20 protein-coding genes and 2 pseudogenes are annotated in these 25789 nt (G+C 44.2%); 6 read left to right on the forward strand and 16 right to left on the reverse strand.

Features of this window, described 5'->3' with window-relative positions; genetic code table 11:
- Window positions 1–29: 29 nt before the first annotated feature.
- Window positions 30–827: a thermonuclease family protein gene (locus P3X63_RS14630; RefSeq protein ID WP_026587999.1), complete on the forward strand. Its 798-nt coding sequence runs from the start codon at window positions 30–32 to the stop codon at window positions 825–827.
- A gap of 132 nt (window positions 828–959) precedes the next feature.
- Here the strand turns inward: P3X63_RS14630 and P3X63_RS14635 are convergent, their stop codons facing one another.
- The 3 genes from P3X63_RS14635 to P3X63_RS14645 form a co-directional block, all read right to left on the reverse strand.
- The gene (locus P3X63_RS14635) at window positions 960–2720 is read right to left on the reverse strand and encodes an acid phosphatase (protein WP_481748556.1); all 1761 of its coding nucleotides are present in this window, start codon (window positions 2718–2720) and stop codon (window positions 960–962) included.
- Between the two features lie 244 nt (window positions 2721–2964).
- Complete coding sequence (locus tag P3X63_RS14640) at window positions 2965–5511, reverse strand: heavy metal translocating P-type ATPase (protein ID WP_277691203.1); 2547 nt, start codon at window positions 5509–5511, stop codon at window positions 2965–2967.
- A 2-nt stretch (window positions 5512–5513) separates the two neighbouring features.
- Entirely contained in the window at window positions 5514–5843 is a 330-nt protein-coding gene (locus tag P3X63_RS14645; RefSeq protein ID WP_026588001.1) for an ArsR/SmtB family transcription factor, read from the reverse strand.
- A 418-nt stretch (window positions 5844–6261) separates the two neighbouring features.
- Here P3X63_RS14645 and P3X63_RS14650 point away from each other — a divergent pair, with 418 nt between their 5' ends.
- A complete protein-coding gene (locus tag P3X63_RS14650) occupies window positions 6262–7023 on the forward strand; it encodes an MBL fold metallo-hydrolase (protein ID WP_077736358.1) in 762 nt (253 codons plus the stop codon).
- 222 nt (window positions 7024–7245) lie between these two features.
- Window positions 7246–7344, forward strand: a complete 99-nt coding sequence (locus tag P3X63_RS14655; protein ID WP_236251279.1) for an ester cyclase — start codon at window positions 7246–7248, stop codon at window positions 7342–7344.
- A 234-nt stretch (window positions 7345–7578) separates the two neighbouring features.
- Here the strand turns inward: P3X63_RS14655 and P3X63_RS14660 are convergent, their stop codons facing one another.
- From P3X63_RS14660 to P3X63_RS14690, 7 genes and pseudogenes are all read right to left on the reverse strand, one after another.
- Window positions 7579–8358 carry a sulfite exporter TauE/SafE family protein gene (locus P3X63_RS14660; RefSeq protein WP_277691209.1) on the reverse strand — a complete coding sequence of 260 codons (780 nt, stop codon included), beginning with the start codon at window positions 8356–8358 and terminating at the stop codon, window positions 7579–7581.
- A 101-nt stretch (window positions 8359–8459) separates the two neighbouring features.
- Window positions 8460–9872, reverse strand: a complete 1413-nt coding sequence (locus P3X63_RS14665) for a rhodanese-like domain-containing protein (protein ID WP_077736357.1) — start codon at window positions 9870–9872, stop codon at window positions 8460–8462.
- A 129-nt stretch (window positions 9873–10001) separates the two neighbouring features.
- Window positions 10002–11201 (reverse strand): NAD(P)/FAD-dependent oxidoreductase, encoded by a 1200-nt coding sequence (locus P3X63_RS14670; RefSeq protein ID WP_026588006.1) that lies wholly within the window; start codon window positions 11199–11201, stop codon window positions 10002–10004.
- Window positions 11202–11389: 188 nt separating this feature from the next.
- Entirely contained in the window at window positions 11390–12034 is a 645-nt protein-coding gene (locus P3X63_RS14675; protein ID WP_026588007.1) for a response regulator, read from the reverse strand.
- A complete protein-coding gene (locus P3X63_RS14680; RefSeq protein ID WP_026588008.1) occupies window positions 12009–13079 on the reverse strand; it encodes a PAS domain-containing sensor histidine kinase in 1071 nt (356 codons plus the stop codon). The genes P3X63_RS14675 and P3X63_RS14680 overlap by 26 nt, the downstream gene beginning before the upstream one ends.
- 477 nt (window positions 13080–13556) lie before the next feature.
- Window positions 13557–13655: pseudogene (locus P3X63_RS14685) on the reverse strand (thioredoxin family protein); the annotation flags it as partial.
- A 133-nt stretch (window positions 13656–13788) separates the two neighbouring features.
- Complete coding sequence (locus P3X63_RS14690) at window positions 13789–14625, reverse strand: alpha/beta hydrolase (protein ID WP_026588010.1); 837 nt, start codon at window positions 14623–14625, stop codon at window positions 13789–13791.
- 643 nt (window positions 14626–15268) lie between these two features.
- Here P3X63_RS14690 and P3X63_RS14695 point away from each other — a divergent pair.
- Complete coding sequence (locus tag P3X63_RS14695; RefSeq protein ID WP_077736356.1) at window positions 15269–15790, forward strand: hypothetical protein; 522 nt, start codon at window positions 15269–15271, stop codon at window positions 15788–15790.
- Between the two features lie 332 nt (window positions 15791–16122).
- On the opposite strand, the gene P3X63_RS14700 is transcribed toward P3X63_RS14695, so the two are convergent.
- Window positions 16123–17358, reverse strand: coding sequence for a cytochrome P450 family protein (locus tag P3X63_RS14700; RefSeq protein ID WP_077736355.1), 1236 nt, complete (start codon window positions 17356–17358; stop codon window positions 16123–16125).
- Window positions 17359–17555: 197 nt separating this feature from the next.
- Between P3X63_RS14700 and P3X63_RS22915 the strand changes: the two are divergent.
- Window positions 17556–17677: pseudogene (locus tag P3X63_RS22915) on the forward strand (gfo/Idh/MocA family oxidoreductase); the annotation flags it as partial.
- Window positions 17678–17748: 71 nt separating this feature from the next.
- Here P3X63_RS22915 and xynB read toward each other — a convergent pair.
- Window positions 17749–19350: a xylan 1,4-beta-xylosidase gene (gene xynB, locus P3X63_RS14705; RefSeq protein WP_277691217.1), complete on the reverse strand. Its 1602-nt coding sequence runs from the start codon at window positions 19348–19350 to the stop codon at window positions 17749–17751.
- Between the two features lie 36 nt (window positions 19351–19386).
- On the reverse strand, window positions 19387–20760 hold the full coding sequence (locus P3X63_RS14710; RefSeq protein ID WP_026588014.1) for an MFS transporter: 1374 nt from the start codon (window positions 20758–20760) through the stop codon (window positions 19387–19389).
- Window positions 20761–21123: 363 nt separating this feature from the next.
- Between P3X63_RS14710 and P3X63_RS14715 the strand changes: the two genes are divergently transcribed.
- Entirely contained in the window at window positions 21124–21918 is a 795-nt protein-coding gene (locus P3X63_RS14715; protein WP_026588015.1) for an SDR family NAD(P)-dependent oxidoreductase, read from the forward strand.
- 33 nt (window positions 21919–21951) lie between these two features.
- Here P3X63_RS14715 and P3X63_RS14720 read toward each other — a convergent pair whose 3' ends face one another.
- From P3X63_RS14720 to levF, 3 genes are all read right to left on the reverse strand, one after another.
- On the reverse strand, window positions 21952–23985 hold the full coding sequence (locus tag P3X63_RS14720) for a glycoside hydrolase family 32 protein (RefSeq protein ID WP_077736353.1): 2034 nt from the start codon (window positions 23983–23985) through the stop codon (window positions 21952–21954).
- A 148-nt stretch (window positions 23986–24133) separates the two neighbouring features.
- On the reverse strand, window positions 24134–24961 hold the full coding sequence (levG, locus tag P3X63_RS14725; RefSeq protein WP_026588017.1) for a PTS fructose transporter subunit IID: 828 nt from the start codon (window positions 24959–24961) through the stop codon (window positions 24134–24136).
- A 19-nt stretch (window positions 24962–24980) separates the two neighbouring features.
- Window positions 24981–25787: a PTS fructose transporter subunit IIC gene (gene levF, locus P3X63_RS14730; protein WP_026588018.1), complete on the reverse strand. Its 807-nt coding sequence runs from the start codon at window positions 25785–25787 to the stop codon at window positions 24981–24983.
- Between the last annotated feature and the right edge of the window lie 2 nt (window positions 25788–25789).

Raw genomic sequence — 25789 nt, forward strand, 5'->3', positions numbered from 1 at the left:
TGTTTTTTAAACGATAGGGGGAATTCTTTTTGAAAAAATGTTTACTGGCTATAGCTGCATTGACTTTCAGTTTTTCATTGACAGCTTGCAACTCAAGTACCGCTTCTCATAAAACCGAAGAAACCGCCGATGTGACGGCTGAAAACGCGGATCGTGTTCCTGTAACACTGACGAAAGCTGTTGATGGAGATACAATCAAAGTCAAGTACAAAGGAAAAGAAGAAACAGTCCGCTATTTACTGGTTGATACTCCGGAAACAAAAAAACCAAATTCATGTGTCCAGCCCTACGGAAAAGACGCTTCTGAGAGAAATAAAGAATTGGTTAGCAGCGGAAAACTCGAATTGGAATTTGATAAAGGTGACCGCACTGATAAATATGATAGACTGCTGGCCTATGTTTATGTCGACGGTCAATCCGTCCAAGAAAAGCTGTTAAAAGAGGGCCTTGCCAGGGTGGCTTACATATATCCTCCAAATACAAAATACGTGGAGCAATATAAAGAAGTTGAAAAAAGCGCGCAAAGCAAACAACTTGCGATTTGGAGCAAATCCGGCTATGTAACCGATAAGGGTTTTAATGGGTGCGTTTCCGCCAAAGCAAAAACGGTACAAAAAACAAATCCAAAACAGAGCACTCCTCAAAAACCGGCCAATTCGCCAAGTGAAAAAAGCGCTTCTGACTCCGCTCCGGCAACAGGAAGTACTGAAGTTTTTGCAAATTGTACCGAATTGAGAAAGAAATACCCGAATGGTGTGCCAAGCTCTCACCCCGCTTATCAATCAAAAATGGATCGCGATCATGACAATTATGCTTGTGAACGATAGATAACTCGACCACGGGCTTTTTAGGCTTCAACACATTCAAAACAAGCTGGGGCGATAAGCGCCAGCTTGTGAGGTATATGATTGAACTTATAGGGCCGGCGCTTTTCTGATCACCATTTAAGCCGGCAGGACTCAAATCGACTTAGACTCGATTTTCAGTTTGATACTGTTGGATTTATAGATCACCTTCACATTGTACTTACTCGGCAAACCCTTCGTCTCGATTGAAGAAAATGATCCATGACCTTTATTAAAGGTGATGATCGCAGCTCCATCGGCCGGTACATAATTGTTCGAAAAATGGAGGCGCAATGTCCCTTTCATTTTTGCCTTGCCTTTGATTTTAAGGATATCTTCTTTACCGCTAAGATTGAGCTCAAGTACACCTTTGGCAGATTGTTTGTAGTCTCCCCCGATGATCAGTGTTCCTGACACATCTTCCTTCAGAGTGCCTCCGTTGTTTGACACATCACCTCTTCCAAAGGCTGTTTCCGAGCCGCCTTCAAGTGTTCCCTGGTCAATCCTTGTACCGCCGGAATAGGTATTGTTCCCCTCCAGCTTTAAAGTGCCTGTCCCTTTTTTGGTCAGCTTTCCGGAGCCGGAGATATCGTTGCGCCAGCGATCCCATGCATAGAAGCCGCCTTTTGCAGAATCCATGGTCACGGTAACGTCTTTAGGAAGTGCCCCATATCCATCGGCTGCGGAAAAGAGATTAAGCCGCCCCCACCCTTCAGCATCATCAAGAACAGGATATCCGGAAGGAAGTCCGGTAGTCGCTAAAACCAAACGGCGCTGCTTTTTATCAAAGTATGGGAAGCGTGTTTCCAGCAGGACTTCAGCGCCCTTAGGAACCACCATCGGTTTCGTCGTCCGCTTGATTTGACCAAATCCATATGTTAGTCGCTGCGTATATTGTTTTTTATTGACACTATAATCGTTGAATCTATCTTGGGCTGTACCTGTTTCGGTTAACAGCTTGCTGTGAGCTTCATCATAAGCAGCCTTCTTCAAGCTTTCATTGGCTGGATCAGATAGGATAGCAGCTGCCAATGCGGTTGCCATGACCCGTCCTCCCATGACATCGAGCGGGGAATGCATACCGGCGACAATACGGTTATGGCCGAGCTCCGAAGCCCTGGTAAGCAGCTCCTGATAGCGCTCCGGTATTGCATAGGCCATGGCAAAAGCGCTGAGATATGCGGCATTTGTATGTCCGCTCGGAAAACCTCCATCTTTGTTTGGATCAGGATTGATAGCGGGAACAAGGGTTGGAACAATGATGGAATTGTCTTTCCAGCGAAACGGGCGAGGATAATTGAAATAGCCTTTAGCCGGATTCGTTGAAGAATAGTTGCCGCGTAAAGTGTTGACCAAGCTCACGACGTGACCAAGACTCGAACCCGTGCTGCCTGAATTGGTTCCTTCATCATGATATTTTATCATCGAGGCGTCGGCCGGGATGCTGTTGATCGTTGTCGTCGCTCCCGCTTTCGTTCGATATACGTCAGTAAGTGAACCAAGACCATCAATCACACTGTAGCTCTGCTGCCTGCGATCATCAAAATATGCAGCATTTTCCTCAAGCGGGGTCCGGCTTTCAGCAATATCAACGACTTTTTGAATATTGGCATCCAACACGCCGCTGTTCAGCTTGATACCGCTATCCCACGTATGTCCGGGAACCCAAAGCTGATTAAATCCGGAAAGCATCCCGATCACCGGATTGGAATTCACTGTCATATTAGCAGCGTTATTGTTTTTGTAATGATCTATGAAATGTCCTGAAGGGGTCGGAGCTGCTGTTCCCATTTTGGTTGCCGCGCCCGCATGGCTTACACTCAGGGAACTTTGAAGAAGCGCCAAAGAAAATACAGCGGCCAATAGCTTTCTCATCCTTCTCATCCTTAGTCGTTTCATTCTCACATCATATCTCCCTACTCTTAATCTCCAAAAGCGTTTCCCAACGATCAAGTTATAAATGATCGTATCGTAAATTTGTTAATCAAATCGTGTTGTTTTATTAATGTTTTGTTTATATTTTGGGATTTACGGGCTGGAGAAAAGCTAAAAAGAGGCCGGAAAAAATTCCGCCCCCTTTTATGAATTCCATTTTCGCAGTGGTTCGCGTTCCTTTACTTTACATCTGCCCTTTAAATTTTAACAGCCTTAATGCGTTTAAAATGACGATCAAGGCTGCGCCTGTATCACTTAATACGGCCATCCAGAGGGTAAGCCAGCCGGGAAAGATCAAGGCTAGCGCAGTGATTTTAATGATGATCGAAAACCATATATTTTGTTTGATAATGGCTAAGGATTTCCGGCTTAATGTTAGGGTGTGAGGAAGTTGATCGAGGTGATCCGCCATTAAAACAATATCTGCTGTCTCCATCGCTGTGTCGGTTCCTGCTCCCCCCATGGCTATCCCTAAATCAGCCGTTGCCAGCGCGGGAGCGTCATTAATGCCATCTCCGACCATGGCTGTTTGATACCCTTCCTTTTGCAATGTCTTGACGATATCAACTTTATCCTCCGGTAATAATTCAGCAAAATAACGATCGACCTTCGCTTCTGCAGCCACCATTTTTGCAGTTCCTTTGTGATCTCCAGTCAACATGACCGTTTGCGCTACTCCGCTGTCTTTTAATGCTTTTAAAGCAGAAGCAGTGGTTTCACGAATAGGATCAGAAACGGCGACAAGCCCAATCAATTGCGTTTCCGTCCCTATCAAAACAACCGTTTTTCCATTGCTCTGCATCTCTTGAACATGTTCCTTCACATTCTCTAATGATATTTTCTTTTCACTGAACAGTTTAGGATTTCCCGCATAAAAAAGAGTGCCATCAATTGTCGCCTGAACGCCTTTTCCGACTATGTTTTTGAATAATCCGGCCTTCTTAGCCTTTATTCCTTTTTCATTCGCGTAATCGACAATCGCTTTCGCAATAGGGTGTGTTGAGTAGGTTTCCAGCGTTACAGCTGTTGAAAGCAATTCTTCCTCCGGGACATTCAATGCTTTTATTTCTGTCACTTTAGGCTTACCTTCGGTTAAAGTACCTGTTTTATCAAATGCAATGGCATGAATAGAGCCTGCGACCTCTAAGAACGTTCCACCTTTGATTAAGACTCCGTTTTTCGCCGCATTGCCGATGGCAGATACAATAGCAACTGGAGTTGAAATGACTAAAGCGCACGGACAAGCGACAACGATTAGTTCGAGCCCTTTATAAAACCATTCTCCCCAGGCGCCGAATCCAACAACCGGAGGCAGAACCATGACCGCTAAAGCTAAAAGGAAGACAACCGGTGTATAAATACTTGCAAACCGATCAACAAATGCTTCAGTCGGCGCTTTTTGCTCCTGAGCTTCTTCAACTAAGTGAATGATTTTTGATATGGTTGTATCTTCAACCAGCTTTGTCACTTTGATCTCCAGTGATCCATTTTCATTGATCGTCCCTGCGTATACTTTGTCACCACGTACCTTATCGACAGGAATGGATTCTCCTGTGATCGGAGCCTGATTGACGCTTGATTCTCCTTGTATGATTTCACCATCTAAAGGAATCTTATCGCCCGGCTTGACGATGATCGTCTCCCCTATGGATATTTCTTCGACAGGCCTCTTCATGATCTCAGCATTCCCTTTAACCCAAGCTTCAGGAGGGGCCAGATCCATTAGATTCCGTATCGAGCTCCTTGTACGATCAATTGATTTGGTTTGCAGAAAGTTGCCGATGGCAAATAGCCAAATCACAGTAGCACCTTCAACCCATTCCCCTATAAGAGCGGCTCCGATTGCCGCAGCAGACATCAGTACATTCATATCAAGGGATCGACTTTTGATTGCATAAAAAGCACTTTTAACCGGCTTATACCCACTGATCACCATTGCAGCTGCATAAAGCAAGGCAGACACCAATGCTGAAACACCTGTCAAGGATCCGATAAAACCAAAGGCAATGAATAAACCGGACATGATGATCAAGCCGCTTTCCTTATTGCCCTTTTTCACTTGTATTGGTTGGCTTCTCGAATGTAATGAAGCTTTATAACCGATTTTAGCTGCTTCAGAAATGATTTCTTCAACACGGCCGGAATGCGCAATTTTCATTTTTCCGGCGAAGAAATTCACACTGACATGTTGAACAGACGGATGAGTGTGAAAGTGATTTTCAATGCTTTTGGCACAACTTCCACAATCCATACCTTCAATATTGTATATTTTAATATTTTTATGTTGATTGAAAGATTCTATAGCATATCCGAGTCTGTTTATTTCATTCTCAATCGGAAGCAAAGCATCTGCGCGACCTGCAGTCACAAGCATTTTTGCTGTACCGTAGTTAACCTTGACCTCAACGATATCACTTAAGGCCATTAAACTTTTTTCGATCGTTTTTGCACAAGCGGGACAATCCATACCGTGAACGCTATATTCTTTCCGTACCGTTTCTTTTGAACTGCAGCAATTAGACTGTTCTGTAACCGCTGGGCTGCAACAGCTGCCGTCTTCTTGTGTATTCTTGTTGGATTGAGAGTGACTGCAGCAATTAATTTCACCCGGAATGCCATCAGACACCGAAGAAGAATGAATAAATCCAGCTTTGTTCGCGGAACAACAACTTGACATCATTTTTCCAGTTTTTTCGCTGTTGTGATTTGTACTGCAACATTTGTCAGCCATTTTCATTCCCCCTGATCGATATGCCTGTCACAACACGCAACATCATGCTGAACATCACCTAAAACAATATCGAACATCGCCAGCAAGTCTCTTATATGTTGATTGCGTAAACTGTAATAGCAGTATTTCCCCTCATTTCTGCCGACAATAATTCCACAACCTTTTAGGCAGGCAAGGTGTTGTGAAATATTTGATTGATTGCCGTTGATCTCTTCTACAATCTGAGAGACTGTTTTTTCTTTGTCTTTGATACATTCAAGAATTTGCAGTCTTGTTTTATTTGAAAAGCCGTGAATTAATTTCACTTTTGTATCTATTTTGTTATGTTCCATCTATTCTCCCCCTCACATATTAGCCACACCTAATATGTTTTTTGCTATCATATTAGCGCTGTCTAATATGTGTGTCAATCAATAGAAGAAGAAAATGGCCGTTACAAATGGCCGTTACAATAGAAGTTTAGCGACTCTTTTTCTATATATGCGGCGCCATTGATCCTTGATCCCCTCCTGCTGAAGCTGCAAAACCCGCTGCAAAATTAAGCTTTTCCTTTTGAAAACCGGATGAATTTTAAAAAAGTGCAGTTCAGCACATTCACAATAAAACTCAAGCTTGATTGTTCTTTTATCTTCATGCAAATACATACTTTCAAAAATCAAGTCAAACCGCAGAAAGACTTGATTTGTTCCATGTATTTATTAAAAGGCTGTATTTATACTATACATATCTTAAAGAAAAGGAGTTTTACACGTGAACATTCAACAAATTCGTAATGCTACACTTGTTGTCGAATATGCAGGCAAAAAGTTCTTAATAGATCCAATGTTAGCCGAGAAAGGTGCTTATCCTCCATTCCCGAATGCGCCAAGACAGAATCAAAACAATCCTTTAGTTGAATTGCCAACATCTGTCGACAATATGATTAAAGATATTGATGCTGTTATTGTTACCCATCTACATTATGATCATTGGGATGAGGCTGCTAAAGAGGTATTGCCAAAAGATATCAAGTTGTTCTCCCAAAATGAAGAAGATGCAGCTGAAATACGAAATGCCGGATTCAAAAATGTCGAAGTGTTAACAAAAGATACAGTATTTGAAGGTATTCAATTAATCAAAACGAAAGGCGAACACGGAAGAGGAGACATGTTAAAAATGGCAGGCCTTGTATGCGGCGTCGTCTTCAAACACCAAAGCGAGAAAACATTATATGTAGCTGGAGATACCGTATGGTATGAGGGGATTCAAGAAGAGATTGATACACATCAACCAGAAATTATTGTCGTAAATGGCGGTGATAATCAATTCTACGAGGGCGGTTCTCTCATCATGGGTAAAGAAGATATCTATAAAACGCATAAGGCTGCCCCGCATGCGAAAATGATCGTGAGCCACATGGAAGCTGTGAACCATTGGGGATTATCAAAAGAAGAATTAAAATCCTTTATTCATGAAAAAGGAATCGCTTCTCATGTTTTAGTGCCTGATGATGGGGAATCCTATTCATTTTAAATTGAAGCGTGAGTGTCTTGTAGTTAAGGAGAGTAGTGTTCAGATGTCAGTTGAAAACAATAAAGAATGAATCCGTCGATACTTTGAAACAATTGAACAGGAAAAGTACGATGACTTAAAAGACTTTTGCCATAAAGACTTTGTATTCTATCCGCAATTAGATACACTGTTTCCAGGTGTAGAGGGTTTGCTTTCCCAAGTTTCAAAATGCCGATTAAAGCGATGACAGCTGAAGGTGATCTTGTAGCCGTTTATTTTATTTTTGAAGGTAAGCACACAGGTGCCCCATTTGCCGGAGTTCCTGCGACGAGGAAATGTTAAATTCTCTCTTATGATGTTGTTACGTATTGCCATGTGGATGTACATGATATTCTTGTCCAGCTTGGCGCCAATGCCTAGTGAGAGAAATAAGAAAATCATTTTACTTCAGAGATCAAGCAATGGCTTGGTCTCTTTTTTTATGTTGTGAAGCCTGCCTCGGACTATTTTTAGACGATGACAGCATTTCATCACTCTAGATCACCACCTGTTACAAACCCGATCTTCGCGGTCATATCACATCATGATCTCAATCCAAATGTTCAAAGCGGTACCAAGAATCAACACCGCAAGAATGGCCCGAAGAACTTTGGTATTCATTTGCTTGCTTAACATCGTTCCCAGTGGCGCAGCCATCATACCGGCGATCACCATGATGAGAGAAGGCCAGACTAACACAGCACCAGCCATCAATTTCCCGATAGCTGATCCGATGGATGATATGAATGTAATGGCAAGTGAAGATCCAATCGCGATTCTCGTAGGAATCTTGAGGATGATCAGCATCATTGGGACTAAGATAAACGCGCCTCCAGCTCCGACAATACCGGAGGCGATTCCGACAATCAATGCGAATAATACAGCAGTTGTTTTATGAAAAGTAACGCTCGTTACCTCCCGCTCATCGATTCCCCTTTTTGGCATGAACATCATGATCACAGCCATAGTAGCCAAGATGGCATACACGACATTGATGACATCTGCCGAGAGGAATCTTCCGCCATATCCTCCCAACAGACTTCCGATAATAATAGCGCTACCCATATACAAAACGAGCTGATAATGGATCAGCATGTCTTTTCGTAAAGACCAGAGAGCTGAAAGGGTGGCAGAAAAAGTTTGGATGACAATGATTCCGGATACTTCGTGGGATGTGTAGGCCGCAAATCCGAGCGCTGGAGGAATGTACAGAAGCATGGGATAATTGATGATCGATCCCCCGATTCCAAAAAGCCCGGACATAAAAGATCCTGTAAAACCGATCAAAAACAATGTCATAATCAAACTGATTGTCATATGTTCCCCTTTCACCCTAAGCGCAGTTGGAAATGTCAAACATGTGTCTTCCAGTTGCGCCGGGGAATCGATTTGCATAAAAGATTAGAGGCTGCCCCTTATCACACCAGGGCCAGGCCGTCTTTCTGCCACTGGACAATTCCGCCCTTCAAACTCAAGACTTGTTTGAAACCGCCGTTAGCTTGCAAGATGCTGGCCCCAATGGCAGACCGGGCTCCGGAACGGCATTGCACAAGGATCGGACCGTCTTTGTTGATTTCTTCCAGCCGCTCTTGAAGCGTTCCCAGCATGATGTGCTGCGCATTCGGTATGTGACCTTCCTGCCATTCAGTCAGATTGCGAACATCAAGTACGTGTACAAAACCGTCTTCCACTAATTTTGCGATCTCAGGTGGTGTGATTTCCTCGTATGTTTCAAGTGAAAAAGCACCGCTTGCCAGGATTTTGTCACGATCCACAAACCCTCCCACATTGTCAATGCCAATGGAGCGGAGTGCTTTTAGGAGTTCATCCACTTCATCCGGATTCGTGATGAAGTACACAGGACGATTGTAGTCGATAAACCAGCCTGCCCAGTTCGTAAATGCTTTGTTAAATGGAATGTTGATCGTACCTTCCACATGCCCTTCGGCAAATTCCCGGGAAGGGCGGGTATCGACAATTTGTCTGTTTCCCTGCAAACTTTTTACTTGGTCCATCGAGGTGATTTCCCGCACGGCAGGGAGGTCTTTAAGCAAGGCAGGGCCTTCTTTATTGACCCGTTTCATCACGGCGAAATATGTTGGCGGTTCCGGTTGTCCATCAAGCAAGGTTTTGACGAATTCCTCTTCATCGCTGTAACCCATTGCCCAGTTAAACATCTTCTCATAACCAACGGTGGAAGAAGGAATCGCTCCAAGTGCCTTGCCGCAAGCGCTGCCCGCGCCATGAGCCGGCCACACCTGCAGATAATCCGGAAGTTGTTTGAACTTCAAGAGAGACTTGAACATCGCTTTTGCCCCCGCTTCTGACGTTCCCTTGATCCCCGCCGCTTTTTCCAGCAAGTCGGGTCTGCCGATGTCGCCTACAAAGACGAAATCTCCTGTAAAGATGCCGATAGGACGGTCTTTATGTCCTCCGCGATCTGTTAACAGAAAAGAAATGCTTTCAGGGGTATGACCGGGGGTATGGATAACCTCAAACATCAGGTTTCCGATCGAAAAGCGATCGCCAGCTTTCACTAGTTGATGGTTCAATTCATCGGCATATTGATATTTCCAATCTGCATCGCCTTCATCGGAAAGATACAGCTTCGCTTGATGGGTAACGCCGAGTTCGCGTGCACCGGAAACAAAATCGGCGTGAATATGAGTTTCAGCGGCCGCTCTGATTTTTAGCCCTTCTTCTTTGGCTGTTTTCAAATATGGTTTTAGATTGCGGCCTGGATCAATTACAATCGCTTCCCCTGTTTTTTGGCAGCCAACCAGATAGGATGCATGGGCCAGCTTTTCATCGTAAAAGTAACGCAGCAACATGTTACATTCCTCCTCTTGGATCATGATTTGTTTTTCTCTATATGCACTTTTAATAGCGATTGGATAGCGCAGCATTTTTACCGGAGATTATGACCGTTTCGGGGCTTGTCCTTTTTTCGGTGTGATGTCTTACATCCATCCTTTTAACATGCCATTCCAATAAATCATGGGAAGCAGCCTTCTTTTCAGCAGGTACATGCTGAACCGTTCCTTAGACTGATCAAACGGAAACGTTTCCTGCGGCACCTTGTTGTAGTCAAACTCAGCCAGTACCAATTTATTGTATCCTGTCACAAGCGGGCAAGAGGTATAGCCATCGTATTTCGCATTTAATGGCGAGCCGTTCATCAAAGACGTCAGGTTTCGGACCACAACCGGCGCTTGTTTGCGAATCGCTGCTCCTGTTTTGGAGGTCGGGAGGCTTGCGCAGTCTCCAATTCCGAAAACATTGGCAAACTTTTTGTGCTGCAGCGTATACGGATCAACATCGACCCATCCGCCGGCATCCGCCAACTCGCTGTCTTTTATACATTCAGGCGCTTTCATCGGCGGGGTGACATGAAGAAGATCGTATGTTAATATTTCCTGTTCATTCGTCTCCAGATTCTCGAACAAAGCTTCTTTTGAATCCGGCCGAATTTCGATCAGGTTTCTTTTGTACATCGTTTGGATGCCCTTGCGCTGGACGACTTTTTCGAGCGCATCTGCATATTTCGGGACATCAAAAATGTTTGCTTTCGCTGACGCAAACATCAATTCCGACCGGTTGCGAACATTTGACTTGCGGAAATAATCGTCTGCCAAGTACATAATTTTCTGTGGAGCTCCCCCGCATTTCACGGGAGAATCAGGATGAGTGAAAATGGCGGTTCCACCTTTAAAACTGCGGATATTTTCCCATGTGCTGTCCACCGTATGGTATGAATAGTTGCTGCAAACTCCGTTTTTTCCCACCGCATCTTTCAAGCCTTTGATCCCGTCCCAATCGATTTGCAAACCGGCTGCTGCAACGAGATAATGATAGGAAACAATCATTCCTTGTTTGGTCAAGAGTTTGTTTTGTTTCGGCTGAAACCCTGTTACAGCATCGCCAAGCAAGTCAACGCCGGCAGGGATCAGGGTGGCTAGATGACGCTCCGACTCTTCCTTCTTCACTACACCTCCCCCAACTAATGTCCACAAAGGTTGGTAGTAGTGCTTGGTTTTCGGGTCAATGATGGCAATTTGTCCTTTGAGTTTTTTCGAAGCCCGGACAAGACGGGCAGCTACCGAAATACCAGCAGTCCCAGCCCCTACAATGATCACCGAATAATGAACGTGTTTTGTCATAGTTCCCCCCCTTTTCTGTAACTGGATCCTTTAGTGCGTGTTGATTTTTCATAAGATGCATATCTCTATTTTTAAGTATACGCTCGTACCATTTTTTCCATATAGGGGAACTCCCCTATTTATGCAGGCCCCTGCACCCTCAAAAAAAATCCCCTGAACTGCCAAGAGACAGGTCAAGGGACGAGAGGTTACAACGCCAGCTCCAAATACTTGTTTTTGATCGCATATTGGATTAACTCGTGTTTGGAATCCAGCTCTAACTTCTGCATGATATTCGATTTGTGGTTTTCCACTGTTTTAACACTAATTGACAGTTGATCAGCGATTTCCTTATTGGCATAGCCCAGTACAATGAGCCTGACAATCTCCTTTTCGCGAACGGTTAAAACAGAAGGCGGTTTTTCCGACTCTGATTTCAGCCATTGACTGATCATGTGTTGGGATACGGATGTCTTGTAAAAGTATTTTCCCCTGTTTACCTCGACAATTGCCTGAAAAAGCAGTTCGCAATGGCTATTTTTTAAAACATACCCTTGAGCCCCTGCTTCGATTGCTTTATGGACAAAGATCTCCTCGTCATGCATCGTCAAAATGACGATTTTAACCGATGGTTTCAACTTTCGGATCTGACTGCTCGCTGTAAATCCATCCAATCCATCTGGCATCGACAAATCCATCAGCACCACATCAGGTTCCAACTGATTCGTCTTGATGATAGCCTCGTTACCATTGTGGCTTTCTCCCACAATGGTGATTTCGGGATAACCTTCTAAAAGCACACGGATACCTTTCCGAATCATCGTATGATCATCGACCAGCAATACCCTGATCACTCTCCTTCCCCTCCCTATACTGTACTTGCACATGAATAGATGTCCCTTTCCGGGGAATGGAGTGAATCTGAAGACTTCCTTCAATCTGATCTACTCTTTCTTTTAGATGGTTAAGTCCCAGACCTTCCTGCACCAGTTCGCGCTTAAATCCTATGCCGTTGTCCTGAATCTTCAACATCAAATCGTCGCCTACTTTGAACAAGATGACCTCAATCAGCGTGGCTTTCGCATATTTCAGGGCATTATGCAGCGCTTCCTGAATGACACGGTATAAATTGATTTCCAAAACCGGCTGCAAACGATCATTGACATTGCTGCAGGTAAACGTAATCGAAACATCCTGATGAGTCTTGTTCAAGCTGCTAACGAGATGCTTGATCGCAGGGACGAGTCCCAGCTGATCGAGACTTTGCGGACGTAATTGGAGAGAGTAGAGCTTGACGTCTTGTATCGCTTTTTCCAGCTCATCCACGATCTCCTGCATGTACGTTCTATATTTCTCTTCCTGGTCAATGCGCGATTGAATCGCTTGAATACCTACTGAAACCGAATAAAGCGATTGTCCTAAGCCATCGTGCAGCTCCTGAGCCAACCGCTTGTGTTCGTTTTCCTGCGCTTCCAACGTCTTCTGCAAAACCAGCTTGGAGATCCTCGCTTCTTCTTCCTTTTTCTTCATCGTTAAATCTTTTAAAACCAAAAGGACTTTCTGTTTCTTTTGTTCACCGTTTTCATAGATGACAGCCGTGCTCATCTCCATGTCGACGAATCGTCCCTCATAGGTAGGCATTGAGGAAAGAAAATAAGGAGCTTCCCGCTTGGCCAGCAAATAACAACGCTCCTCTCCCGCTTCCAGTTTTCTCGCTTGACAGTAGGAACAGTACGGTACCTTGTCCCCCAATTTCCATCCCGTCATCTTCTCTGCTGATGGATTCATCACCAGAATTCTACGTTCCTGATCCATCATAATGATTCCATCTTGCAAGTGTTCGTAGATTTGCCTTAAATAGCGGCATTCCAGCGCTCTTCCTTTTCCATCTGGTAGCAAACCATTAGAAAATGTGCCTGTCTCCAATGATTGACAACAATTTTTGTCGCCGCGGGCCAGCTTTTTACGTTTCAATTTAGATCCCCCTTACTCATGATGAGAGAATGACCTTCAAAGATTCGATAGATTCCGCCATTTATAACAAGGATGTCTCGCTATGCGGGTTGCTCTCTCTTTGGACAGACTCATCAAAGTGGTCTACATGCGGTTGATTGGCAATGACTGCATCGAACGTGGTCAAGCTGACTAAACAATTTTATTAATCTCTTGTAAGAATTCAGGAATGGCGGGCAGGTGCCTTGCTCCGATCGCGATTCAAAATGTTTCATTTCGAATGATTGAATAACTCTTTTCTTTATTTTACCTCTAGCCGATGACGGAATACATGGACAAAATCAAGTCTTTTTGCCGTTTGAATTGATTTTTGAAAGAGTTTAATCTATGGATCAATGCCCTTTCCCTGGAGTGAAATGACTCTTTATACAATTGATAGATTGTGTTCAACTTTTGTTCCAATTGTTCAAAATGTATAAAACGGGCTTCTCTTAAAAGAAGCACAGGAATTGTGAAGACTGAAAGCCAATTGAAATACGGGTTGAAGCCCGATTCTGAACCTCTTGGGTGTAAAACAAACGATTTAATTAAAAAAACCCTTTTGAGGGCTTTTTTATAAGAAAGCTTGTGCCGCTTCAGCACTTTACAAATCAACTTATTTGTTTTTCTCCTTTAAAAACGCCATAACAGCTTTTGTCAAATCCTGTGCTTCTGTCGGTGCATCCGGAGAACCGAGCATTTTATTTAAATTGCTGTGAGATAAGTTCTTGACTCGGTAAACAAAATCAGACCCTTTCGCATGGTTTGCGATTTCTGCAAATTTGTAAACAGCAGGATCTTCCCATCGGGTAACTAAATAGGCCGGCGGCAGATTGGAATGGTTGATGTAGGTGAGCGGTGATGCTTCTGTCCACACCTTTTCATCAGAGCCAAACACCTTTTTGTAGGACGGGATCGCTCCGATGAATGACTTCAGATTCAAAGGCCCGTCTAATATCACAATCGACTTGAGTGATGCCGGTTTTAGGCCTACACTGTTTAAATATTTAGCATCTGCGGCGATTAAGCCCGTTAAGTGCCCTCCTGCCGAATGTCCCATCACATTGATTTTCGATTGGTCGATTTGATACTCATCTGCATGATTCACCACCCATTTGATGGCTTGGGCAACATCATAGGCCATATCATCATACTGAGCATCAGGATGAAGCCGATAGTTTAAAGACACGAAAACATAGCCGTTTTCTGTAAAAAACGCCGGCTTGGAAGCAGCCCCGCTCTTGTCCCCGCCTGTCCATCCCCCGCCGTGAATGTAGATGAGAACGGGATGTTTTTCATTTTCGTCGGTCTTCGGTGTATAAATATCCAGTGTTTGTTTTTCGTCCTTTGCATATTGAATATTTTTTGCGTTTTTGTCTGCATTACATGCGATGAAGCTGATACATAGAATGACTAATGCTGTAAATGCTGTCCATTTGATGATGTTTCTCAAATTTACACACCTTTCTTCTTCAGCGTTTTCAAGCTTTCCGACGGTGGACTCATATTCCGATCAATTTCTCAAATCTCAATGGGTGTTTCAGTTAAAATGCCATGCTTGTTTTGCTTCTAAGGTTTCTCAAATGCATATCCTTTTTTATCACCGATGACACCGATAAGAAAACACTTTTTCAAGCTTTGATCTATCTGCTCTGATGCCGAATTAGGCGTATGATGCTCCATTTTTATAATAAAAACTACTTCTGAAGTTGTTTTTATTATATTTTAATTTCCTGCTTAAAGATACAGGTTTGTTCTGTTTTTCACACAAATTCTACCACAAGACCAAGCACTTCATTTCCTGGCGAACAAAATTTTTTCTGTTAGCACCCCTACTGTGATATGCTAAAAGTACTAGTTTACGTCATAGGATAAAGGTCTTCTCCGGCTCCTTAATCTGCGATTTATAGCAATCATCATAATTTGATTTTTGGAAGAACACCAATAATACAAGTGAATCTAATTGCTATTTCCCTTCTAAAGTACATAAGCAAAAAGAACTGAAATCTTTAACAAAAATGGTAAATCACTGTTGAAAAAACATGAATTTTAACCTATGATAAAAGACGTATAAAATAACATAGGGGGACATGATCATGAAAAAATTTTTAGTCTTATTCTTATCGCTTGGTTTAGCTATGGCATTAGCTGCCTGTGGCTCAACTGATGATGTATCAACTGGGGCAGATGATTCAAAAGATAAGAAGACAGAAGAAAAGAAAGATGATGATTCAAAAAAGATTGATGCCAGCAGCCAAAAGACTGAAGCTTTAGGAATGAAAGTTAACTTAGGTGATATTAAAATCATGAAAGACAAAATTAATGTCGGCATCAACATTGAAAATACGACTGATAAAGTATTAAACTTTTATCCTGATCAAGGAAACGCAGTAGTTGGAGATATGCAATTGTCAGCCAACATGTTTTTAACTGACGGTGATGTTGGCGGAGAAGTCCAAGGCGGGGTTAAACAAGATGGCGTTCTTGAATTTACAGTGCCGGAAGGAAAAGAGCTTGATATTGATCAAGTAAAAGAAATCAAGTTAAACTTTGGTGATGTAACGACTGAAGACTTTATGAAAAATCAAGCTGTTTCACTGACTGTTCAAGTAAAATAGCTCATCTCTGATTTCCTGCTGTCCGCTTGGACAGCAGGAATGATCAATATTAAGACGGCGGGCAAGCACGGTTCATTCCTTTCCAACCCTCTTTTTCTTTTAAGATACTTTCCCGTTTATCGTTCCGAAAGAGCCCAACCTCCGGCTTCAAACTCCAACCTCCTCTTTCCGCCGGTATTTGGACCATCAGAGGCATACCCCTATTCAAAAAATGGCAGCGAACCCAATACCCTTACATCCGCTTTTTCAGCAAAGCCTCCTTTTCGGAAATGAATCCATCAAAAAGTGAAAGACTCAGGATTCCCTTCCTTCAGATGGATAGCACGACATGATTAGAAACGCAATGGCAGTTCTTCTAAAGCTCGCATCAAAAAGTTCCCTTTCCATTTGATCTGTTCCCTTTCGCCATTTATCTGTAGATTTGGGCAGCGGCGCAATAATGTTGAAATGCCTATCTTTGCTTCCAAGCGGGCAAGCGGTGCGCCGAGGCAAAAGTGGCTGCCGTGGCCAAAGGCAATATGGCGATTGTTCTTTCTTGCAATATCAAACATTTCGGCATTCTGGAATACTTGTTCGTCGCGGTTTGCCGATGCCAATGAAATGATGATCACATCTTTTCTTTTGATTTCCTGTCCGTGTAATGTAAACGGTTCAGCCGCCCAGCGCAAGGTCGTTAATTCCACAGGGCTGTGGAATCGTAACGCCTCTTCTATCGCTGAATCCATCAAGTCTGGATTGAGGAGAAGCTTCTCCAATTGGTCAGGGTGACTCAGCAAGGCATATGTCATATTGGCGATCAGGTTTACGGTCGTTTCATGACCTGCAACGATAAGCAGCATAATCGTCGAGTACAGCTCTTCTGTGCTTAATGTTGTTCCTTCACTTTCCGCCTCAATTAATGCACTGATTAAATCTTCTGCAGGCTCATCTCTTTTTTTATGAACTAAATATTCCAGGTATTTTGCGAATTCTCCTATTTTCTGATTGTTTTCCTCCATGCTTTCAGGGGTATCTGGAAACTCAATAATCGCTTCCGACCAAACCCTGAAATTTTGTCGATCTTCAAGGGGAATGCCAAGCATTTCACTGATCACGATAATCGGCAGAGGGAAAGCGAAATCGTCTAGAAGGTTCATAGAATGGGTGGGATATACTTCATCCAGTAAAGAATCAGCGATATGTTGGATTCTGTCTTCAAGCTGCAAAATCATCCGGGGAGTAAATGCTTTTTGAACAAGGGTCCTCAAGCGGCTGTGATCAGGAGGATCTGAGTTCAGCATATGCTTTGTCAAGGCTTCTTCATTTTCCGAGAGAATGGGGCGGTTCTCTTCTTCCTCGGTGAATACATTTTCATAGTTTTTCTTTAATTTTGCATCCTTTAATAGACGTATTGCATCATCATACCTTGTCATGAGACAGCCTTCCCCCAGATCCCCCAAAGATACAGGATAAAGAGGACGGGAAACGCGCAATTCTTTGTAGAACTCATACGCCTCATCTTTAAATGCCGCCGACGATAAGTGTTGTTCCGATAAAATAGCGGAGCTTTCCTCATTTTTTGAAACCATTCCTGCAAGCCTCCTTTTCCCGTAAAACATTGTTAATTTAATCCTTTATTAGCATTATAAACCACAATGGTAGATTATGCTATCTATATCCAACATTCGAAAAGTGCAGCAAAGTATTTTCAAATGCCGGTTCTTCCTTACAACTTTTAGATATGATGAAAGAATGAGCTTCGATATCTTAAAATCCGTACACGAAGAAAAACCGCGGAAATGAAGAAACGTTAAAAACGTGATATACCCTCACATTGAAGGCATACGCTGGATGGAAAATTGCGTGCGTTCGGCTGAACTTGAGTCAGCATGGGTTGATTTTAAATAAATGCGCCGCTATATCACAAGGCATTTTAGGCCGTGGTATGATCACGGCCTCTTCTATTGAGCACTTAAAATTTAAAGCTCTTTATACATAAAATAGGAAAAGTCGGCATGTTTACACGCTCCGCTTGTATCCTGGCACTGTATGCCTACAAAAGCTCCTGTGAAGAATCCCCCTCCGCGGATATAATCGTCTGATAACTTTTTAGACTCTAACATGAGCTCAATTTTATGCCAGTCTTCTTTGTTAAAAGAATACGAGTAATGATACATCTCATATTCTACATTTACCCTTAAATAAACATATTCTGTTTCGCCGGGGATAACAATTTTATCTTTTAGCGGCTGTGAAAACGAAAAGTTATCACATACCGTTACATCCAGAATGCGCCCAAGGTTTTCATCATACGTGATTTGCAGAGCCGTCCAATTCTCGGTGTTGTAGTAATTCACCAATCCGGCTGCTTGCTGAAAGGTATCGGGGCGGAATTCAACGGCCGTTTCCGCAACAAAATGGAGGCTTTGCCAGCGCCTTGCCACAAACGACTGGGTAAATGTGGATGTTAATGAGTCCTGGCCGAATAAGCGTAAATGGTTCGGCCTTTCCGTTAGTGAGCCTAATTCTTTCGTAAATGGAATCCGTAATGTCTGAAAGTTGATATTTAATGTTGAATCTTCAAATTGATCAATTTGCGGGTATGTCGATGGAAACTTTGTTTCACAAATACGGGGCGCTTCCACCTCAAGGCTCCCTTCTTTTCCCCCGACCACATAAGGCCATCCGTCTTTCCATGCCAACTTTTGAATCGCTGTTTCTCTTCCCAGAGGACAATATCCTCTTTGGTGAATCACCGAATCGTCATCCGGGTGAATCGGACGCCCTGTCAAATGAGCCAAATACCACTCACCTGTATGTGTTTGCACAATTGATGCATGTCCGCATTTTTGCAATGGATGTTGCGGAGCGTGCCAAGACGTTAAAATTGGGTTATCAGGGTGAACTTCGTACGGCCCTTCAATGTTTTTTGAGCGGGCAATCGTGGCTGCGTGCTCGAACCGTGTTCCGCCTTCCGCCGTTAATAAATAGTAATAATCCCCGATATGATAAAGGTGCGGTGCTTCAGTCAGTTTGATATCTGTACCTTTAAAAATGATTGTCGGATGTTTGATCAGCCTTTTTTCCTTTTCCGAATATTCCTGCATCACAATGCCCCCAAATGAATGGCGGTCTGTTCGATGGTCCCACAGCATATTTAATAAATATTTTCTTCCGTCCGTATCATGGAACAAAGAAGCATCAAAGCCGGAACGATTTAATGTGATGGGTTCCCCCCAATCACCGTCAACGGTTTCACAAGTGACCAAGTAGTTACGGCAGTCTTTCCATGCTCCATCGACAACCTTTACATCCGTATATACGAGCCAAAACTTGCCCTCGCTGTAGCTTAAACAAGGCGCCCATACCCCGCCTGAGTCGGGATTTCCTTTCATATCCAATTGCGAAATCCGCTGCAATGGACGGGCAACCAAACGCCAATTCACCAGATCTTTTGAATGATGGATTTGCACCCCCGGAAACCATTCAAAGGTGGATACAGCTATATAATAATCCTCACCGACTCTGCAGATGCTCGGATCGGGATTGAAGCCTTTCAGTACCGGATTGCTAATTTTCATCTTCATTCCTCCTCATCTTGAAAGTGCTAAGCTACCTTAAATGTCCAAGTCAACTTTATCTCTATTCTCTAATTCACGTACGACTTTGGCATATTTTTCTTCGTTTAAATGATAAAAATTAATGTCGATCATCGCTATGATCAGGAATATAACAGGGACGACAGTTGTCGTGATTAATATCCCTGTCAATGCTTCAGGAGATTGAACTTGACCGGCAACATAGCCGAACTTGTCCAGTATCAGTCCCGGAACGATTCCGCCGAGTGCCATGCCGAACTTAAAGAAAAAGCCGATAATCGCATAAATCAATCCGCCCAAGCGTTTTCCTGTCCGATATTCGCCGTATTCGATCGTTTCCGGAATAAGCGCCCACATATATCCCCCTGCTGTAACACTTCCTACTGCGGCAATGACACGAAAGAAGAGCACCAGAAACACATTGCTTGGCGGAATAATGAGAATGGCTAAAAGTCCAATGATATTTAATAATAAAGCGGCATTTAACAGCTTTCTCTTTCCCAGCCATTGATTGATTCGCGGTATAAACGGCAGAACGGCCAATGCAGGAAGACTTCCCAGCAAGCCATACCATTTCACAAGGTCTTCTCTGCCAACATTGTATGTCATGTAATAGATTCCGACAGAATTGCTGATCGAGTTGACGCCAAAGATAATAATGAAGAAAATGCTCAGTACAACCAATGGCCGATTCACCCGGAATTGCTCAAAAATATCAGAAAATTTGATTTTCTCATCCGGATTTTTCAGGGTGACCCTCTCTTTTGTACTTTTAAAACAAAAGATTAACAAACAGGCGCCAATGATGCTTAACATGCTCATCGTCAGCTGCCAGCCAAGAGCTTTGTTTCCGGTTGTATCACCTAAATAAGCAGATAATAATGGAACGAAAAAAGATACGATCAGTCCGCCGAGATTGGCAAAGACCATCCGAACAGATGTGATGCTGACGACCTCTTGATGATTTCTCGTCATTGCGGAAGTTAACGCACCGTATGGCACATTTATCGTCGTGTATGTAAGCGATAAGCCGACATACGTCACGTAAGCGTAGACTAATTTGCCCATATGGGAAAAATCCGGTGTTGTGAAACAGAGGATGGCAAGTACAGAAAGAGGAAACGCACCAAACAGCAAATACGGTCTAAAACGCCCAAATTTACTATTTGTTCTGTCTACGATTGTTCCGATAAAAGGATCGGCAAGCGCATCAATCATTCGCACAACTAAAAACATCGTGCCGGCAGCCGCTGCTGATAAACCGTACACATCGGTATAGAAAAATAAAAGATACGTTGAAACGGTCGTGTAAATCAAATTACATGCCAGATCTCCAGAGGCGTAGGCAGATTTCTCAAACATACTGATTGTTTTAACATGTTCACCAGCCATATTCTTTCCCCCCCTAAAAGCAGACGCTTTTTGATATCTACTAACCACTCAAGGTTTGTCCCCATCACAAGCTTTCAAACAATCGCGCTGCAATTCAGCGGATTTCTCCTCCAAACACGGCAAGCCTCCTTTCATTTTTTGTTCTGGACAGTGATCGCCCAACTTTGTTTATTCGTTAAACTAAGTTTAGTTCGTTATGAAAGCGTTGTCAATCATTTGTTATATGACACAAAAACAGATAGAAACAATGTGCTAAAAGGCACTAAAAAGTACCTATGTGACTTAAAAGTGCGCACTTCTTTTTTTGACTCTTCTGTTTGATAATGGGTATAGATGGTTATAAAGAAAACGGAGGGATGGATGATGAAACTTGATTTACAAAGAAAAACGGCATTGGTGACCGGGTCCACATCAGGGATCGGCAAAGCCATTGCCGCTTCACTCACGGAAGAAGGGGCGGCTGTCGTCATCAATGGGCGCCGGGAAGAGAAAGTCATAGAAACGATAGACGAATTGAAAGCGCGGTATCCTGAGGCTGTTCTTTATCCGGCGGCTTTTGATCTTGGGACCGAAAACGGATGCCAAGACTTGTTTGCCGCATTCCCTCAAGTTGACATTTTGGTGAATAATTTGGGGATTTTTGAGCCGGCGGATTTCTTTGAGATACCGGATGAGGAATGGTTTCGCTTTTTCGAGGTGAATATCATGAGCGGGGTAAGGCTCTCGCGCAGGTATTTACAGAAGATGATCGAGAAAAAGGAAGGCCGGGTCATTTTTATTGCAAGCGAAGCCGCGGTGATGCCATCACAGGAAATGGCGCATTACAGTGCGACGAAAACGATGCAGCTCTCCATTTCCCGGAGCCTGGCAGAGCTTACATCGGGCACAAATGTGACGGTCAATACCGTTATGCCGGGCTCAACCTTAACTGAGGGCGTTGAAACGATGCTGCATTCTCTCTATCCGGGCGAAAACCTGACCGCAGAAGAAGCGGAACAGCGTTTTATGAGAGAAAACCGGCCGACATCGATTATCCAGAGGCTGATTCGTCCGGAAGAAATCGCACACTTTGTCGCGTTTTTAAGCAGCCCGCTTTCCTCGGCGATCAATGGTGCCGCATTGCGGGCGGATGGCGGATTGGTCCGCAGCGTCATTTAAAAAAAGGCTGGAATGTTGATTCCAGCCTTTTTTTCATTGATTGACGTAAACATTTTGAAAGAATGCCGTCGCCTCCCACACGTTTAAACCAAGTAAGCCGCTGGAAAAAGTTGAGTCATTGGCATCGATCACTAAGCGGCCATCTAAATAGATGTTAAAGCGGGTACCGTTAGCCACCGTTTTAAGATGATAGGTTTGATTGATATCGATCGGTGTTTTATATTCGGCGATGATTGTAGCGTTTCCGTCTACAAACTTAAAAAATTTAACGACGTCATGTTTGGCGTCAACATTGGCAAGATAGCCGTTTTTGACATCTTGGTCAGCCCGAAACACAAGAGCCCCCGCCCCTCTTCCATTTCCATCCTTTATCGTGATATCGGATTCGTATGTGAAGTCTGTTCCCGATTTTGAAGATACAATGAAAGAATCACCGTCAGAGCGCCCTTGTTTTCCATCTATTGTGTCGGCCCACACGCCGTTGACAGTCGTCCAGCCGGTTAAATTGGACTTGAAGGGTGACGACCTCCATATGTTTTGCAGAGGTTGGATCGTAAGCGAGTTTAGCTTGACTAAACCGTTTGACGCATACAGCTCAAGACCTTTGCTGGATGGATCAGGGAGAATGATATCGGTGATCACCCGCCGTCCATCGTTTCCAAAGACTTCGACTGACGAGCGGTCCACAAAAATGCGCATCTTCACCTTTCCATCAATCGGACGCATTGGCGCCATATGCTTCCCATTGTTAAAGCTCGGATTGAAGGATATGTTTCCTGAACGGCTCCGGTCAACGAACAGACCGGCGCTGTTTGAATCATAACCGATTTTTGTATATTGATCTCCTTTTTTTCGCACCTTAAAACCGAATTCGGACGTCATCCCCGGCAATATTTGAAATTCAGCATTGATTTCATAGGCATCCCCTGAAAAACCGGCCAGCAAATTCCTGCTTCGCGGTGAAATCATCTTGTGTCTCCACTCTTGTGACGCTCCCCGGATTGATTGAAGCTCCGCGACTGGGGTTTGAACGACTCTGAATCCCTCAGAAAGCGCTTTCAATTTTAGCTGTCTTGGAAGGGTCATGGCCCCTCTCCACGGGGATGTCGGCACATCGTTGGCATATTGCCAGTTGCTCATCCATCCTAACCAAAGCCGCCGTCCGTCTGAAGACGGGATGTCTGACCAAGTAACAGCCGCATAGAAGTCTTTACCGTAATCTGTCCAAAGGACCTGTTCCGGCGGATTTTCATTCTTAAAGGTCGTTCCATCAAAGCTGCCAACGAAGTACTGCATGCCTGATCCTCCTGAAACCGATCCGTTTCCAACACTGACTTGCATGACCCATTTTTTTTGATTTGGACGGCCTTCCACAGGAAGCTCAAATAAATCCGGACATTCCCATACTCCTCCATGGCTCCCCTGCCCGTGGCCAAATTGACTTGCATAAGCCCATTCCTTCAAATCGGGCGATGTGTACATCAAGATGCGATCTCCGGCGGCAAGCACCATCACCCACTTGTTTGTCTTTTCATGCCAAAACACTTTCGGATCGCGAAAGTCTTTTTTGCCCGGGTTTGGAATAACAGGGTTGCCTGCGTATTTCGTCCATGTTCTGCCTTTGTCATTGCTGTAGGCAATGCTTTGCACTTGAACGCCACCCCGATCTTGTGTGTAAATGGCGACAAGCGGCTTCTCTGCACCTGTTTGAAAACCGCTTGTATTATGCCAATCTACCACGGCGCTTCCGGAAAAAATCGTCCCTTTATCATCCGGTTCGAGCGCAACCGGAAGGTGTTCCCAAGAGACTAAATCTTTGCTTACCGCATGACCCCAGTGCATCGGCCCCCATTTGAGGCCGTATGGATGATATTGATAGAACAGATGGTATTCCCCTTTATAATAAACCATTCCGTTTGGATCGTTCATCCAGTTGGCTTCAGGTGTGAAATGGTACTTTGGCCGATGCTTTTCATCATAGTAGCCCGGGTCGGCTGCAGAAACAGGAAGGGCTGACAACCACATCATCATCAAAATGATTCCAACTTGCATACATGCCTTTTTCACTTTTTTGCTCCTCTCTTTTTCCTTTTTAACACCTTACCGCCGCTTCCTGCTGCAGCTAAGCTACTATGATTATTGTCCAACAGCTGCTAAACGGCCAAGAATGTCTACGGCCGCACAGCCCGCTTCCATTTCGCGGCTGACTTTCTCCCTACTTCAAAAATCCAGCCCAATAGCCGAGAATCCCAATTACAAAAATACCCAATATAATCAACAGAGGATTCACACCTTTGCGCAGCATCCAGGCCACGAACAATGTCAATCCCAAAGGGAGAGCTCCCGGCATGATGCTGTCTAACACATTTTGCACCGTTTGAACATCGACTTTGCCTGACTCATCCTTAATTCTTGACACCACGACCGGGATGTTGATGGTGGTCCACTTGGAGACGAGGGCTCCCATGACAAACAAGCCGAGGATGGTGGCGCCTTCCGTCAACTTTTGAATGCGGTTTCCGACCAAGTCTTGCAGAATTTCCATTCCTTTTACATAACCGTATTTTAAACCGTAATACTTCGTGCTTAATCGAATCGCATTGATTAAGAAGAAAAACAGCAAAGGACCGGCGATGTTCCCGCCTAAAGCGAGCGATGCCCCTAAAGCCGCCAGTACCGGGCGCAATGTTCCCCAGAAAATAGGGTCGCCCACACCGGCCAAAGGTCCCATTAATCCGATTTTCATTCCGCTGATCGCTTTGGCGTCAATTCCTTTATTGTTGGCCATTTCTTCTTCCATGGCGGCTGTGACGCCGAAAATGGGCGCTGTCAGCCATGGATGCGTGTTGAACCATTCCAGGTGGCGCTGGAGCGCTTCACTTCTTTTCGCTCCCGGGCCGTAAAGCTTTTTAATCGCCGGAATCATGACATAGCAATACCCCATGGCCTGAACACGCTCAAAGTTAAATGATCCCAGCAAAAAATTGGAACGTATAAACATGCTGAAAATTTCTCTTTTCGTTAATCTTTTTTCTGTATCCATCTTCATCCCTCCTTATGATTTAGGCATCGAGATCATCATCGTCGTCATCATAGACAGCCACACTGCTGTCGCTGGCAGCGGCGACTGCGCCATGCGCGGTGTTTTTTTGCATGACCTGCTGATATAAGAGCGCCAGACAAAGCCCCAGTGCGCCAAACCCAACCAGGTTGAAATCTGTAAATGCTGCCAGTAAAAATCCGATATAGAAAAATGGCTTTAAATAAGGGATGTTCATCATATTGATGACCATGGCATACCCGACGACAACGATAATTCCCCCGCCTACCTGCAAACCTTTTGTGATGACTTCAGGTATATTTCCCAAGAAGGCCTGAACGGCGCTGACGCTGATCAATGCCACAATCAAAGTCGGGATCATGACCCGCAGCGCTTGAAAGACCATCGCGGTGATGTGCATGATTTCGATTCCTTTAAAATTCCCGTCTTTCGCATATTTGTCAGCGCGATGAATGAGAAAGACGGTGATTGTGCGGACAAAAATGGTCAGCGCCTGCCCTGCAGCGGCGAGTGCGACAGCCACGGCAATGCCTTCACCGATTCCCTGATCAGCGGTAATGACTAAAATCGTTGAAATCACAGAGGCGATCGCTGTATCCGGCGCCATGGCAAGACCGACATTCATCCAGCCGAGCGCCATCAGCTCAAGTGTTCCACCGAGAATGATTCCCGTCTTTAAATCACCGAGCACCAAGCCGACCAATGTGCAGGCAATCAGCGGACGGTGCGTCTGCCCCTCGTCCAGCACGCTGCCTATGCCTGTAATGGCTGCGATGATCAGCAACAAAACGATTTGTATGGTCGTCATCT

It is taken from the genome of Bacillus sp. HSf4 (assembly GCF_029537375.1).
Classification (GTDB): domain Bacteria; phylum Bacillota; class Bacilli; order Bacillales; family Bacillaceae; genus Bacillus; species Bacillus sonorensis_A.